At 59.3% G+C, this 14,474-nt stretch carries 12 protein-coding genes and 1 pseudogene; 11 read left to right on the forward strand and 2 right to left on the reverse strand.

The genetic code is table 11. From position 1 onward, the window contains the following. The first annotated feature begins 21 nt into the window (after positions 1–21). The 9 genes from AACY07_RS06040 to AACY07_RS06080 all read left to right on the forward strand — a co-directional run bounded on the left by AACY07_RS06040 (position 22) and on the right by AACY07_RS06080 (position 9,784). Positions 22–840, forward strand: a complete 819-nt coding sequence (locus tag AACY07_RS06040; RefSeq protein WP_219262521.1) for an SDR family oxidoreductase — start codon at positions 22–24, stop codon at positions 838–840. Between the two features lie 60 nt (positions 841–900). Beyond that, positions 901–1,905, forward strand: coding sequence for a substrate-binding domain-containing protein (locus AACY07_RS06045; RefSeq protein WP_133075639.1), 1,005 nt, complete (start codon positions 901–903; stop codon positions 1,903–1,905). Then, positions 1,896–3,416, forward strand: a complete 1,521-nt coding sequence (araG, locus tag AACY07_RS06050; RefSeq protein ID WP_339473891.1) for an L-arabinose ABC transporter ATP-binding protein AraG — start codon at positions 1,896–1,898, stop codon at positions 3,414–3,416. Before AACY07_RS06045 ends, araG begins: the two co-directional genes overlap by 10 nt. 25 nt (positions 3,417–3,441) lie before the next feature. Beyond that, the gene (gene araH, locus AACY07_RS06055) at positions 3,442–4,410 is read left to right on the forward strand and encodes an L-arabinose ABC transporter permease AraH (protein WP_339473894.1); all 969 of its coding nucleotides are present in this window, start codon (positions 3,442–3,444) and stop codon (positions 4,408–4,410) included. Between the two features lie 257 nt (positions 4,411–4,667). Beyond that, positions 4,668–5,657, forward strand: coding sequence for a 2-dehydro-3-deoxygalactonokinase (locus tag AACY07_RS06060; RefSeq protein WP_339473896.1), 990 nt, complete (start codon positions 4,668–4,670; stop codon positions 5,655–5,657). Between the two features lies 1 nt (position 5,658). Next, positions 5,659–6,288 (forward strand): 2-dehydro-3-deoxy-6-phosphogalactonate aldolase, encoded by a 630-nt coding sequence (locus AACY07_RS06065; RefSeq protein WP_339473898.1) that lies wholly within the window; start codon positions 5,659–5,661, stop codon positions 6,286–6,288. A gap of 40 nt (positions 6,289–6,328) precedes the next feature. Further along, positions 6,329–7,477, forward strand: a complete 1,149-nt coding sequence (dgoD, locus tag AACY07_RS06070; RefSeq protein ID WP_019827958.1) for a galactonate dehydratase — start codon at positions 6,329–6,331, stop codon at positions 7,475–7,477. A 147-nt stretch (positions 7,478–7,624) separates the two neighbouring features. Further along, positions 7,625–8,935, forward strand: a complete 1,311-nt coding sequence (locus tag AACY07_RS06075) for an MFS transporter (RefSeq protein ID WP_133075634.1) — start codon at positions 7,625–7,627, stop codon at positions 8,933–8,935. Positions 8,936–8,998: 63 nt separating this feature from the next. Next, a complete protein-coding gene (locus AACY07_RS06080; RefSeq protein ID WP_339473900.1) occupies positions 8,999–9,784 on the forward strand; it encodes an IclR family transcriptional regulator in 786 nt (261 codons plus the stop codon). Between the two features lie 10 nt (positions 9,785–9,794). Here AACY07_RS06080 and AACY07_RS06085 read toward each other — a convergent pair whose 3' ends face one another. Then, the gene (locus tag AACY07_RS06085) at positions 9,795–10,859 is read right to left on the reverse strand and encodes an NAD(P)-dependent alcohol dehydrogenase (RefSeq protein WP_339473901.1); all 1,065 of its coding nucleotides are present in this window, start codon (positions 10,857–10,859) and stop codon (positions 9,795–9,797) included. 179 nt (positions 10,860–11,038) lie between these two features. On the opposite strand from AACY07_RS06085, the gene AACY07_RS06090 reads away from it, so the two are divergent. Next, the gene (locus tag AACY07_RS06090) at positions 11,039–11,944 is read left to right on the forward strand and encodes an AraC family transcriptional regulator (protein WP_339473902.1); all 906 of its coding nucleotides are present in this window, start codon (positions 11,039–11,041) and stop codon (positions 11,942–11,944) included. Between the two features lie 140 nt (positions 11,945–12,084). Here AACY07_RS06090 and AACY07_RS06095 read toward each other — a convergent pair whose 3' ends face one another. Continuing rightward, positions 12,085–13,749, reverse strand: coding sequence for an electron transfer flavoprotein-ubiquinone oxidoreductase (locus AACY07_RS06095; protein ID WP_339473904.1), 1,665 nt, complete (start codon positions 13,747–13,749; stop codon positions 12,085–12,087). Between the two features lie 547 nt (positions 13,750–14,296). On the opposite strand from AACY07_RS06095, the pseudogene AACY07_RS06100 reads away from it, so the two are divergent. After that, positions 14,297–14,474, forward strand: a pseudogene (locus tag AACY07_RS06100) (electron transfer flavoprotein subunit beta/FixA family protein); the annotation flags it as partial.

Raw genomic sequence — 14,474 nt, forward strand, 5'->3', positions numbered from 1 at the left:
CGTGTCCAGGAGTCTTGATCAATGGCTGAACCTCTTGCATTGCCACCCGTAGCCGAACCACCTCGTGGTGAGCGCCTGAAGAACAAGGTCGTACTGTTGACCGGCGCCGCCCAAGGTATTGGGGAAGCCATCGTGGCCAGCTTCGTGGCGCAACAGGCGAAAATGGTCATCAGCGATATCCAGGCCGAAAAGGTGGAGAAAGTTGCCGCCCATTGGCGTGATCAAGGCGCGGATGTGCGGGCAATCAGAGCCGATGTGTCTTGCCAGGCAGACCTGCATGCCCAGGCCGCACTGGCGTTGCAACTGCACGGTCGGGTCGATGTGCTGATCAATTGCGCCGGGGTCAACGTGTTCCGCGACCCTCTGGAAATGACCGAAGAAGACTGGCGCCGTTGTTTCGCCATCGATCTGGATGGCGCCTGGTACGGCTGCAAGGCGGTTTTGCCGCAGATGATCGAGCAAGGCATCGGTAGCATCATCAACATTGCCTCAACCCATTCGAGCCACATCATTCCAGGTTGTTTCCCGTACCCGGTGGCCAAGCACGGCCTGATGGGCCTGACCCGTGCCCTGGGCATCGAATACGCACCCAAGGGCATCCGGGTGAACGCCATCGCGCCGGGGTATATCGAGACGCAGCTCAACGTCGATTACTGGAACGGTTTCGCCGACCCCCATGCCGAGCGTCAGCGTGCACTCGACCTGCACCCGCCACGGCGCATCGGCCAGCCGCTTGAGGTGGCAATGACTGCCGTGTTCCTGGCCAGCGATGAAGCACCGTTTATCAATGCCTCGTGCATCACCCTCGATGGTGGGCGCTCAGTGATGTACCACGATTGATCGCTTGCCCGGACACAACTGGTTCTGCAGACCGTTAAAAATAAAAACAAGGAGTCAGCCATGAAACGTCGTCACGGTATCCGTTCCCTGTGTTGTGCGGCCCTGGCCGCTACCGCCTTCAGCCTCAGCAGTGGGCTGCAGGCGGGCGACCCGGTGAAGATCGGCTTTTTGGTCAAGCAGGCGGAGGAACCCTGGTTCCAGACCGAATGGGCCTTCGCTGAAAAAGCCGCCCAGGATAAAGGCTTTACCCTGATCAAAATCGCCGTGCCGGACGGCGAGAAGACCCTGTCAGCCATCGATAGCCTGGCGGCCAACGGCGCCCAGGGTTTTGTGATTTGTCCGCCGGATGTGGGCCTTGGCCCTGCCATCATGGCCAAGGCCAAGCTTAACGGCTTGAAAGTGATCGCCGTGGATGACCGCTTTGTCGACGCCAGCGGCAAGTTTATGGAAGAGGTCCCGTACCTGGGCATGGCGGCGTTCGAAGTGGGCCAGAAACAGGGCAGTGCGATGGTCACTGAAGCGAAAAATCGCAATTGGGACTGGAAAGACACCTATGCGGTGATTAACACCTTCAACGAGCTGGATACGGCTAAAAAGCGCACGGATGGCTCAGTCAAATCCTTGAAGGACGCGGGCTTGCCAGACGATCACATTTTGTACTCCGCGCTTAAAACCCTCGACGTGCCCGGCAGTATGGACGCCACCAACTCGGCGCTGGTCAAACTGCCCGGCGGCGCGAAGAACCTGATCATTGGCGGGATGAACGACAGCACTGTGCTCGGCGGAGTGCGTGCCACGGAAAGTGCCGGGTTTGCGCCCGCCAATGTGATCGGCATCGGCATCAATGGCACCGACGCCATTGGTGAACTGAAAAAGGCCAACAGTGGCTTTTTCGGCTCCATGCTCCCCAGCCCGCATATTGAAGGCTACAAGACGGCGACCATGATGTTTGAGTGGATCACCGAGGGTAAAGAGCCGCCGCTGTACACCGCGATGGATGAGGTAACGCTGATTACCCGTGACAACTTCAAGGAAGAACTGACCAAGATCGGTCTGTGGAATTGAACGCGCCGGGGAGTGGCGCCGCCAGCTTGCGCTTCAACGGCATCGGCAAGCAGTTTCCCGGTGTACAGGCGCTGGCCAATATCAGTTTCGTCGCTCACCCGGGGCAGGTTCATGCGCTGATGGGTGAGAACGGTGCCGGTAAATCAACCCTGCTGAAGATTCTCGGTGGCGCCTATCAGCCCAGCAGCGGACATTTGCAAATCGGTGAGCAGGCGCTGACCTTCAAGTCCACTGCTGAAAGCATTGCCAGCGGGGTCGCGGTCATCCATCAGGAGTTGCATCTGGTACCGGAAATGACCGTGGCCGAGAACCTGTTTCTGGGGCATTTGCCTGCGCGTTTTGGCTTGATTAACCGCCGCTTGCTGCGTCAGCAGGCCCTGGATTTGCTCAAGGGCCTGGCGGATGAAATCGATCCGCAGGAGAAAATTGCACGTCTGTCACTGGGGCAGCGCCAATTGGTGGAAATCGCCAAGGCGCTGTCCCGTGGCGCCCACGTGATTGCCTTCGATGAACCCACCAGCAGCCTTTCTGCCCGCGAAATCGATCGGTTGATGGCAATCATTGCCCGCCTGCGTGACGAAGGAAAAGTGGTGCTCTACGTCTCGCACCGGATAGAGGAAGTGTTCCGTATCTGCAATGCGGTCACGGTGTTCAAGGACGGCCGCTACGTGCGCACCTTCGAGCAGATGAGTGACCTGACCCACGACCAGTTGGTGACGTGCATGGTCGGTCGCGATATTCAGGATATTTATGACTATCGACCTCGCGAGCACGGCGCGGTCGCGCTCAAAGTCCAGGGGTTGCTCGGTCCGGGCCTGCGTGAGCCGGTGAGTTTCGAAGTGCGCCAGGGCGAAATACTGGGCCTGTTCGGGCTGGTGGGAGCGGGGCGTACCGAACTGTTGCGCCTGCTCGGCGGGCTGGCCCGCAACAGCGCCGGTCGCCTTGAATTGCAGGGGGCCGAACTGACGTTGCGCTCGCCCCGTGATGCGATCGGTGCGGGGGTCTTGCTGTGCCCGGAGGACCGCAAGAAGGAAGGCATCATCCCCCTCGCCAGCGTCGCCGAGAACATCAATATCAGTGCCCGTGGCGCTCATTCGACCCTGGGTTTGCTGCTGCGTGGCAAGTGGGAGCGCGCCAATGCCGACAAGCAGATCAAGGCGCTGAAAGTGAAGACACCGAGCGCGGCGCAAAAAATCATGTACCTGTCCGGCGGCAATCAGCAAAAGGCCATTCTCGGGCGCTGGTTGTCGATGCCCATGAAGGTGCTGCTGCTCGACGAGCCGACGCGAGGCATCGATATCGGCGCCAAGGCCGAGATCTACCAGATCATCCACACCCTGGCGGCCAATGGTATAGCGGTCATCGTGGTGTCCAGCGACCTGATGGAGGTGCTGGGCATCAGCGATCGCATTCTGGTGCTGTGTGAAGGCGCGGTGTGCGGCGAACTGCCTCGCGACCGGGCCAATGAATCCAACCTGTTGCAGATGGCCTTGCCCCGCCAGCGCGGTTGAAGGCGTGATCCCTTGAGAGGTTTACATGACAATTCAAAACACATCACTGCCGCCTGTGCGTAAGCCCCTGGACGTGCGTCGCTTCCTCGACGACTGGGTGATGTTGCTGGCGGCGCTGGCAATCTTCCTGCTTTGTACCTTGCTGATCGACAACTTTTTGTCGCCGCTGAACATGCGGGGCCTGGGGCTGGCGATTTCCACCACCGGGATTGCCGCCTGCACCATGCTTTATTGCCTGGCGTCGGGTCATTTCGACTTGTCCGTGGGCTCGGTAATCGCCTGCTCCGGCGTCGTGGCTGCGGTGGTGATGCGTGACACAGACAGTGTCTTTCTGGGTGTCAGCGCTGCGTTGGGCATGGGCCTGATCGTTGGCCTGATCAACGGAATTGTCATCGCCAAGCTGCGGGTCAACGCGTTGATCACCACGTTGGCGACCATGCAGATTGTGCGTGGTCTGGCCTACATCTTTGCCAACGGCAAGGCGGTGGGGGTGTCCCAGGAATCGTTCTTTGTCTTTGGCAACGGCCAGTGGTTCGGTGTACCGGTGCCGATCCTGATCACCCTTGTGTGCTTTGTGTTTTTCGGCTGGCTGCTCAACTACACCACCTATGGGCGCAACACCATGGCCATTGGCGGCAACCCGGAAGCGGCCCTGCTGGCGGGGGTCAATGTTGATCGCACCAAAATCATCATCTTTGCCGTACACGGGCTGGTAGGTGCACTGGCCGGTGTCATCCTTGCCTCTCGCATGACCTCTGGCCAGCCGATGATCGGCCAGGGCTTCGAGTTGACCGTGATCTCGGCCTGCGTGCTGGGCGGTGTATCGCTAAGCGGTGGGGTAGGGATGATTCGCCACGTGATTGCTGGCGTACTGATTCTGGCCATTATCGAAAATGCGATGAACCTGAAGAACATCGACACGTTTTACCAGTACGTGATTCGCGGTTCGATCCTGTTACTGGCAGTGGTGATCGATCGCCTGAAGCAACGCTGAGTCCTGTCTCTGTAGTCGCTGCCGCAGGCGGCGATAAGGGCCGAAGGGCCTTCATTCCTGATCAAAAGATTAAGGACGCTACGTCGCAGTGGCGCACCAACCCATCGCAGCCTGCGGCAGCGGTTACAGAGTTTAAAGTGTATTAAATCCCTATATATGAGATGCATATTTATATATTGAGATTTACAGCGCTGGCGGTTTATAGTCTCCTGCACGGACTCACAGCATTCACTGCTAAAAACAAAACAGGTGAAGCGATGCAGGCGCAATTGATCGCGCTCGATTGGGGTACGACCTCCCTTCGTGCTTATTTACTCGGCCCCGCCGGGCAGGTGCTGAAAATGCGCTCGCTGGCTTGCGGGATCATGCAGTTGCCGGACACCGCCCGGTTAATTGCAGGTCACTGGTGTACCGACGGCTTTGAGCTGGCGTTCGATGAGGCATGTGCCGACTGGCTGCAAGCCAACCCCGGCATCCCGGTCATTGCCTGCGGCATGGTCGGTAGCGCCCAGGGCTGGATTGAGGCGGCTTACCGCGAGACACCTGCCAGCCTCGCGGACTTGAGCACAGCCTTGCAGACGGTACGCAGCGTGCAGGGAGTTGATGTCCATATCGTGCCGGGCGTGATCCAGCATTCAACCCTGCCCAACGTCATGCGCGGCGAAGAAACCCAGGTACTGGGCGTCCTGCAAACCCATCCTCATCTCAACGATTGCTTGATCGGCCTGCCAGGCAGCCACTCCAAATGGGTGCAGGTGCAGGACGGCTGTCTGGTGCATTTCGATACCTTCATGACCGGCGAGTTGTTTGCCGCCGTCTGCGAGCACACGATTCTGGGCCGTACCCAGCAGCCTGCTGCGCAGTTTGACGCCGCTGCATTTGCCCGTGGCGTAGAGGTGGCGCTGTCCCCGGACGGCGAGCGCGGCCCGCTGTCGACGCTGTTCAGCGCACGTACCCTGAGCCTTACCGGGCAGCTAAGCCCGGTGCAGCAGCCTGACTATGTGTCCGGTCTGCTTATTGGTCATGAGCTGGCCGCGCTGGGCAATGTGTTACGCCGACGCCGGGGCGGGAAACCGCTGCCCGCGATCATTCTGATTGGCAATACGCAACTCTGTGAGCGCTACCGGCGTGCACTGGGTGCCTGCGGATTCGCCGATGTGAGCCTGGCAGAACAGGCTACCGAGCAAGGTTTATGGCACCTGGCCCAGGCGGCCGGGTTGCTCCAACACACTGATCTGGAGGCCTGAGATGCTCAAGCAAGCACTGGCAAAAAACGGACTGATCGCGATTCTTCGCGGTTTGCGTCCACACGAGGCGCAAGCTATCGGCAAAGTGCTGTATGAAGAGGGTTTTCGTACCCTGGAAGTACCGCTCAATTCTCCACAGCCCTATGAAAGCATCCGTATCTTGCGCAGCACCTTGCCTGCCGACTGCCTGGTCGGCGCGGGCACGGTGTTGACGGCGCAACAGGTCGAGCAGGTGAAAGCGGCGGGGGGGCAGGTGATTGTCATGCCCCACAGCGATCCCACCGTGCTGCGTGCGGCCAAGGCGGCGGGCTTGTACCTGTCGCCGGGTGTCGCCACGCCCACCGAAGCCTTTGCTGCGCTGGCCGAAGGTGCCGATGTGCTGAAGATGTTCCCGGCCGAGCAAATGGGCCCGGCCGTGGTCAAGGCCTGGCTGGCCGTGTTGCCCGCCGGTACGCTGCTGATCCCGGTTGGGGGCATAACCCCGGACAACATGCAGGTGTTTGTCGATGCCGGGGTATCCGGGTTCGGTTTGGGCTCCGGCCTGTTCAAGCCCGGGATGAGCCCGGATCAAGTGGCGGTTAACGCCAAAGCCTACGTGCACGCCTGGAATGCCCGGCGTCAGGCCAACTGACTGGCGCTGTGGCGCCCCATCGAACAAGAGAGACAACACGATGAAAATCACCAAACTCACCACCTATCTGGTTCCGCCGCGCTGGTTGTTCCTGAAGATCGAAACCGATGAAGGCGTGACCGGCTGGGGTGAACCCGTGGTCGAAGGCCGCGCCCACACCGTGGCCACTGCGGTGGATGAACTGTCGGACTACTTGATCGGCAAGGATCCGCGCAATATCGAAGACATCTGGACCGTGCTCTATCGCGGCGGTTTTTACCGTGGCGGGGCGGTACACATGAGCGCCCTGGCCGGTATCGACCAGGCACTGTGGGATATCAAGGGCAAGGCGCTGGGGGTGTCGGTCAGCGATTTGCTGGGTGGCCAGGTGCGGGACAAGATCCGGGTCTATTCGTGGATCGGCGGCGACCGTCCGGCCGACACGGCCAGGGCAGCCAAAGAGGCCGTGAGCCGGGGTTTTACCGCGATAAAAATGAACGGCACCGAAGAGCTGCAGTTTGTCGACAGCTTTGAAAAGGTCGATCTGGCGCTGGCCAACGTGGCGGCGGTGCGTGATGCGGTGGGCCCCAATGTCGGCATTGGGGTGGATTTCCATGGTCGTGTCCACAAGCCGATGGCCAAGATCCTGATGAAGGAGCTGGACGCGTACAAACTGATGTTTATCGAAGAACCGGTACTGAGCGAAAACTACGAGGCGCTAAAAGAGCTGGCGCCGCTGACCAGCACACCGATTGCCCTGGGCGAGCGGCTGTTTTCACGCTGGGATTTCAAGCGGGTGCTCAGCGAAGGTTATGTCGACATCATCCAGCCGGATGCGTCCCATGCGGGCGGGATCACGGAAACCCGCAAAATCGCCAACATGGCCGAAGCCTATGACGTGGCCCTGGCCTTGCACTGCCCCCTGGGGCCGATTGCACTGGCAGCCTGCTTGCAACTGGATGCGGTCTGCTACAACGCCTTTATCCAGGAGCAAAGCCTGGGCATCCACTACAACGAAAGCAACGACCTGCTGGACTACGTCAAAGACCCGGCGGTATTCGATTACGACAAAGGCTTTGTAAAAATCCCCAACGGTCCGGGCCTGGGTATCGAGATCAACGAAGAGTATGTGCAGGAGCGTGCGTTGATTGGCCACCGCTGGCGCAACCCGATCTGGCGCCATGCCGATGGCAGTTTTGCCGAGTGGTAATGCCACTCATGTAGTCGCTGCCGAAGGCTGCGAAGGGTTGCGTAGCAACACGTTATATCGCAAGCACCGATGGCCCCTTCGCAGCCTGCGGCAGCGACTACAGGTTCTGCCCCACGACCTCAATAAACATAAGAAAGAGGCATGCCCATGTCATCTGCAAGCACTGTCGCGCCCGCGATTTTAGTGGCGCCTAGCCGCAAGCGTTTTTTCATCATGGTGCTGTTGTTCATCACCGTGGTGATCAACTACCTGGACCGCAGCAACCTGTCGATTGCCGCCCCCGCACTGACCACCGACCTGGGGCTGGACCCGGTGCATGTGGGGCTGATTTTTTCGGCTTTCGGCTGGACCTACGCCGCCATGCAAATCCCCGGCGGCTGGCTGGTGGATCGGGTGCCGCCGCGTATTCTCTACAGCGTCGCCTTGCTGCTGTGGTCGGTGGCCACGGTGATGCTCGGCTTTGCCGCGAGCTTTATCGCCCTGTTCGTCTTGCGCATGGCGGTGGGTGCCCTGGAAGCCCCGGCGTACCCGATCAACAGCCGGGTGGTGACCACCTGGTTCCCGGAGCGCGAGCGCGCTACGGCCATCGGTTTTTACACCTCAGGGCAGTTTGTCGGCCTGGCGTTTCTGACGCCGGTACTGGCCTGGCTGCAGCATCACTGGGGCTGGCATATGGTATTTGTCAGCACCGGTGCGGTGGGGATTGCCTGGGCCGCTATCTGGTACGCGGTGTACCGCGAACCCCGGGACTTCAAGGGCGTCAATCAGGCTGAAATCGATTTGATCGCCGAGGGGGGCGGGCTGGTGGATATCCAGAGCCAGACCGCCAAACGCAAGGCGGCGTTCAGTTGGCTGGACCTGGGGATCGTGCTCACCAAACGTAAACTGTGGGGCATTTATCTGGGGCAGTTCTGCCTGAATTCGACGCTGTGGTTTTTCCTGACATGGTTCCCCACCTACCTGGTGAAATACCGCGGCATGGACTTTATCAAGTCCGGTTTGCTGGCTTCGTTGCCGTTTCTGGCGGCGTTTGTGGGCGTGCTGTGTTCCGGGTTCTTTTCTGACTGGTTGATTCGTCGCGGCTACTCGGTGGGCTTTGCCCGCAAGCTGCCGATCATTGGCGGGTTGCTGATTTCGACCTCGATCATTGGCGCCAACTTTGTCGACTCGACGCCGCTGGTGATTGCGTTTCTGGCGCTGGCGTTTTTCGGCAACGGGCTGGCGTCGATTACCTGGTCCCTGGTGTCGACACTGGCACCGGCGCGGCTGCTGGGGCTTACCGGCGGGGTGTTCAATTTGATCGGTAACCTGTCGGCGATTACCACGCCCATCGTGATCGGCTTTTTGGCCACCGGCGACTCGTTTGCCCCGGCAATCACCTATATTTCGGTGCTGGCGCTGCTGGGGGCGTTGTCCTACATCTTGCTGGTGGGCAAGGTCGAGCGGATCGAGCTGTAGCCGTCAGTCAGCCGGGCGACCATAATGCTGCCCGGTTCTCACCTATCAATGGAAAGGCTGGCTATGCAGGACGACTCCACGAAAATCGCTCCGACCGGTACTCAAACCTTGCTCCGCGGCCTGGCGGTGGTTCAGGCCGTGGCCAATGGCGCGCGTGACCTCAAGGACATCGCCCGGGTGATCGGGACCACGCGCAGCACCACCCATCGCCTGGCCAGTTGCCTGGTGGATGAGCGTTATTTGCGGGTGTTGCCCAAAGTGGGATATTTGCTGGGGCCCAAGCTGATCGAGCTGGGTTTTCAGGCCCGTGAAGAGCTGCCGTTGGTGACGCTGGCCGAGCCGTATCTGGATCAATTGTCAGCCTTGACCGGCGATACCATTCATTTGGCGGTGCGCGAGGGGGATGAGGTGCTGTACCTGCACAAGAACCCGGGGCGAAATGGCCCGGAGATGCGTTCGCGGGTGGGGCACCGGATGGCGATGGCACGTACCGGCATTGGCAAGGCCATGTTGCTGGATGCGTCCCTGGACGAATGGCGGCGCCTGTATGAAGCCGGCCAGAGCGCAGGCGGCAAAAATCCGTTGTGGCCCGATCATCAGGAGCCGTCGTGGGAGCAGTTCGAGGAGCGCATGCGCGGGTATGTGGCGGGAGGGTATGCGTTTGATCTGGAAGACAACGAACCGTCGATCCGCTGTGTAGCTGCGCCCATACGTGATGCCAGCGGGCAGATCGTCGCGGCCATCAGTATCGCCAGCACTGTGCCGTATATGCCCCATGAGAAAATGACCGGGTTGATCCCGGTCATTACCCATGCCGCACAACAGATATCGGCGGAGTTGGGCGGCTAAAACCCTTGGCTTAGGCTTTCAGGGTTTTCATGTCGATCACGAAACGGTATTTCACGTCGCCTTTAACTACACGCTCAAAGGCTTCGTTGATGTTTTTGATGTCGAGCATTTCGATGTCGCAGGTAATCCCGTGCTCGGCGCTGAAATCCAGCATCTCCTGGGTTTCGGCAATGCCGCCGATCAACGAACCGGCCAGCACGCGGCGCTTGAATACCAGGTTGAAGGCGTTGAGTGCCGGTTCAACCGGTTCGATCAGGCCCACCAGAATGTGCACGCCGTCAAACGTCAGGGTTTCGAGGTACGGGTTCAGGTCGTGCGGCACCGGAATGGTGTCCAGCAGGAAGTTGAAGGTGCCTGCAGCGGCCTTCATCTGCTCGACATCGGTGGACACGATCACGTGGTCTGCACCTTGGCGGTAGGCTTCTTCGGCCTTGGCCTGGGAGCGGGTGAATAGCGTCACTTCAGCGCCCAGGGCCTTGGCGAACTTGATGCCCATGTGGCCCAGGCCGCCCATGCCCAGAATCCCGACCTTGTCGCCCGGCTCAACACCGTAATGAACCAGTGGCGAGTAGGTGGTGATGCCGGCACACAGCAGCGGTGCGGCGCTGGCCGGATCGAGGTTTTTCGGGATGCTCAGCACGAAGTGTTCGCTGACCACCATGTTGTTCGAGTAACCGCCCATCGTCAGCGTGCCGTCGATACGGTCCGGGCTGGCGTAGGTCTGGGTCATGCCTTCCAGGCAGTATTGCTCAAGATCTTCCTTGCAGGCCGAGCAGGTACGGCACGAGTCGACCATGCAGCCCACGCCGACCAGGTCACCGACCTTGTGTTTGGTGACTTTGTCGCCAATGGCCGTCACCTTGCCGACGATTTCATGGCCAGGCATCAGGGGGTAAGTCGCGAAGCCCCAGTCATTGCGCGCCTGGTGGATGTCGGAGTGGCAAACGCCGCAGTACAGCACTTCGATGGCGACGTCGTCCGGGCGGGGGGCGCGACGGTTGAACTGCATCGGCGCCAGTGGGGCCTTGGCGTTCTGAGCGGCATAACCGATAGCGTTATAAGTGACAGTGGACATGAGAACCTCGCGAAACGTTGACTGTGTAGAGGGGGGGATTTTGCGCCTGGATGCTTTGCAGGACTATGACGATTCCTCCGTGTGTCATGCCTAATACTCCGGAGTAACAGGTCTGCTGTCGCTTTATTGACCAATTCTGCGAAGATGCAGCTGTCTATTCCTCCTGTGAAAATTTCTCCATGCTTTTGACCCGTCACCGGGACGAGAACGCCATGCTGGTGTCTCTGATCGAACCGCTGGCGACACAAACCGGTTTTGTGTCCACCTTGTTACCTGAAGTTCGGGTTGTTTCTGCGTGCCGGGTAGTGGCCCGTATGCCGCAGATCTATGAGCCTAGCCTAATGGTGATTGCCCAAGGCAGTAAGTTGGCCTATCTGGGGCAGCGCACGATGGAATACGGTGCAGGGCATTATCTGGTGCAGGCGCTGTCAGTGCCTTTTGAGTGTGAAACCTTTGCCTCCGAGGACGCGCCTCTGCTGGGGGTGGCAATCAGTATTGATCGCGCCGTGCTGGGGGAGTTGGTGCTGGCGATGGGGCTGGCCCCGGATCGCAGTGCCGTGGCGCAGACGCCTGAGTCGATGACGTCGGCGGTACTGGATGACGACATGCGCCACGCCGTCGAGCGCCTGCTGCGTTGCCTGCATGATCCGATGGAGTGCCGGATCATGGGCCAGGCACGGCTGCGCGAAGTGTTGTTCGCGGCATTGCGCGGGCCGCAGGCGGGTGTGTTGCGGGCATTGGTCGAGCAGCAAGGGCAGTTTGCTCGGGTGGCGGCATCGTTGAGTTACTTGCATGAGCATTTCGCGCAGCCGCTGAATGTCGAGACCCTGGCCCGTTGCGCGAACATGAGTGCATCCACGTTTCACGAGCATTTCAAGCGCAGCACTTTGCTGTCGCCGGTGCAGTACCTCAAGCGTTTGCGGCTGTTGCGGGCACAGCAATTGTTATTGAGCGAGGGGCTGGGTGTGGCGCAGGTGGCGGAGCGCGTGGGCTATCAAAGTACTTCGCAGTTCAGTCGCGAGTACAAGCGCTACTTCGAGCGCAGCCCGGGGCATGAAGGGGTGGGTGCTAGCCAGCCGGTGTGACGGGCCTGTTGTGGGAGCGGGCTTGCTCGCGATGCGGTCAGCGCAGTCTGTCAGGCAAATCTGGGCGATCCCATCGCGAGCAAGCCCGCTCCCACAAATCCGGGGGCAATAAAAAAGGCCCCCGAAGGAGCCTTTTTGACTTACATGTTCGGGTAAGTCGGCCCGCCGCCACCTTCCGGGGTTACCCAGGTGATGTTCTGCGATGGGTCCTTGATGTCACAGGTTTTGCAGTGAACGCAGTTTTGCGAGTTGATCTGGAAGCGTTTTTCGCCGCTTTCCTGGGTGATCACCTCGTACACGCCCGCCGGGCAGTAGCGCTGTGCCGGCTCGTCGTAGAGCGGCAGGTTGACGCTGATCGGGATGCTCGGGTCGCGCAGCTTGAGGTGGCACGGCTGCTCTTCTTCATGGTTGGTGCTGGAGATGAACACCGAGCTGAGCTTGTCGAAGCTGAGCTTGCCGTCGGGTTTCGGGTAGTCGATTTTCTTGCAGTCTTTGGCCTGTTTCAGACACGCATAGTCTGGCTTGGTGTCGTGCAGGGTGAACGGCAGTTTGCCGCCGAAGATGTTCTGATCCATCCAGTTGAAGCCCGCGCCCATGATCGGGCCGAACTTGTGCATCGCCGGGCCGAAGTTACGGCTGGCGAACAGTTCGTCGAACAGCCAGCTGGCTTTGAAGGCCTCAACGTAAGTGTTGAGCACGTCACCGCCTTCGGAGTCCGCCAGCAGTGACTCGGCCACAGCTTCTGCTGCGAGCATGCCGGACTTCATTGCAGTGTGGCTGCCCTTGATCTTGGCCACGTTCATGGTACCCAAGTCGCAACCAATCAGTGCGCCACCGTTGAAAACCATTTTTGGCAGGGAGTTCAGACCGCCTTTGGCCAGGGCGCGGGCGCCGTAGCTGATGCGTTTGCCGCCTTCGAGGTATTGCTTGAGCACCGGGTGATGCTTGAGGCGCTGGAACTCGTCGAACGGTGACAGGAACGTGTTGCTGTAGGACAGGTCAACGATCAGGCCGACAACGACCTGGTTGTTTTCCAGGTGATACAGGAAAGAGCCGCCGGTGTTTTCGCTGCTGATGATGTCCAGCGGCCAGCCAGCGGTGTGGACGACCAGGCCTGGCTGATGTTTGGCCGGGTCGATTTCCCAGATTTCCTTCAGGCCAATACCGTAATGCTGGGCGTCGGCCTCACTGTCGAGCTTGAAGCGTTCGATCAGTTGCTTGCCCAGATGGCCACGGCAGCCTTCTGCGAACAGGGTGTACTTGCCACGCAGCTCCATGCCCGGGGTGTACAGGCCTTCTTTAGGGTTGCCTTCACGGTCAACGCCCAGGTCGCCGGTGATGATCCCGCGAACCACATTGTTTTCGTCGAACAGGACTTCTTGAGCAGCAAAGCCGGGGTAGATTTCTACGCCCAGGTTTTCGGCCTGTTGCGCCAGCCAGCGGCACAGGTTGCCCAGGGAGATGATGTAGTTGCCTTCGTTGTGCATGGTTTTAGGCACAAAAAGGTCAGGCACCTTGGTCGCAGTGCTATCGCTGCGCAGTACATAGATGTCGTCGCGGGTCACTGGAGTGTTGAGCGGAGCGCCCAGTTCTTTCCAGTCCGGGAACAATTCGGTCAAGGCACGGGGTTCGAAAACAGCACCAGATAGAATGTGAGCACCGACTTCGGAGCCTTTTTCAACCACGCAGACGCTGATTTCTTTACCGGCTTCGGCGGCCTTCTGCTTTAAGCGGCAGGCGGCGGACAAACCGGCAGGGCCGGCGCCGACGATGACCACGTCGAATTCCATGTATTCGCGTTCCACAGGTTCTCTCCTACTCAAGGCTCAACGGTATTTTTCTAATTGGAGGTTTGGCACTTCATCCATTACGCCCTCGACCCCGAGGTTGAAGAATCAATGGATGACGCACCGCTCTCTCTGATGGGCGGGCATTATATCTACACCACTAGCAGCGTCCAATACAAACGTTTGTTTGAATCCGCTGCAAGCCAGATAAATCAAAGACGCGCGGCTCAAAACTGGCCCATTTGCTGTATTGACCGCAAAAGGCGTTCCGGTCAAGATACGGGCGGTTTTGCGCTCGCCGTAGGCTGATTGTTGGTTTCAAGAGCACCTCTAAAGACAGGGCATAGGCACAAGCCTGTAGGAGCCTGCCATTTTTTGAGCGGAGTTTACACGTCCTTTCGGTGTATGACTTGTTAGTCACATCGGACAGACGGTCGCACGGGGAATCGTCGGTACTCGTCTATAAGCAAAGCAACGATCTTTGGAGGTGCCCTTGTGCTGATGAGCATCAACCGCCAGGTTCGCCTAGGCGACTTTCTTTTCACCGGAGAGTAACGAGGAATCCATGAAGGTTCTTGTAGCTGTCAAACGAGTGGTCGATTACAACGTTAAAGTACGCGTCAAAGCGGACAACTCCGGCGTTGACCTCGCCAACGTCAAGATGTCGATGAACCCCTTCTGCGAAATCGCTGTGGAAGAAGCCGTACGCCTGAAAGAAAAAGGTGTTGCGACTGAAATCGTCG

This window comes from Pseudomonas sp. RL_5y_Pfl2_69 (assembly GCF_963970465.1).
Taxonomy (GTDB): Bacteria; Pseudomonadota; Gammaproteobacteria; order Pseudomonadales; family Pseudomonadaceae; genus Aquipseudomonas.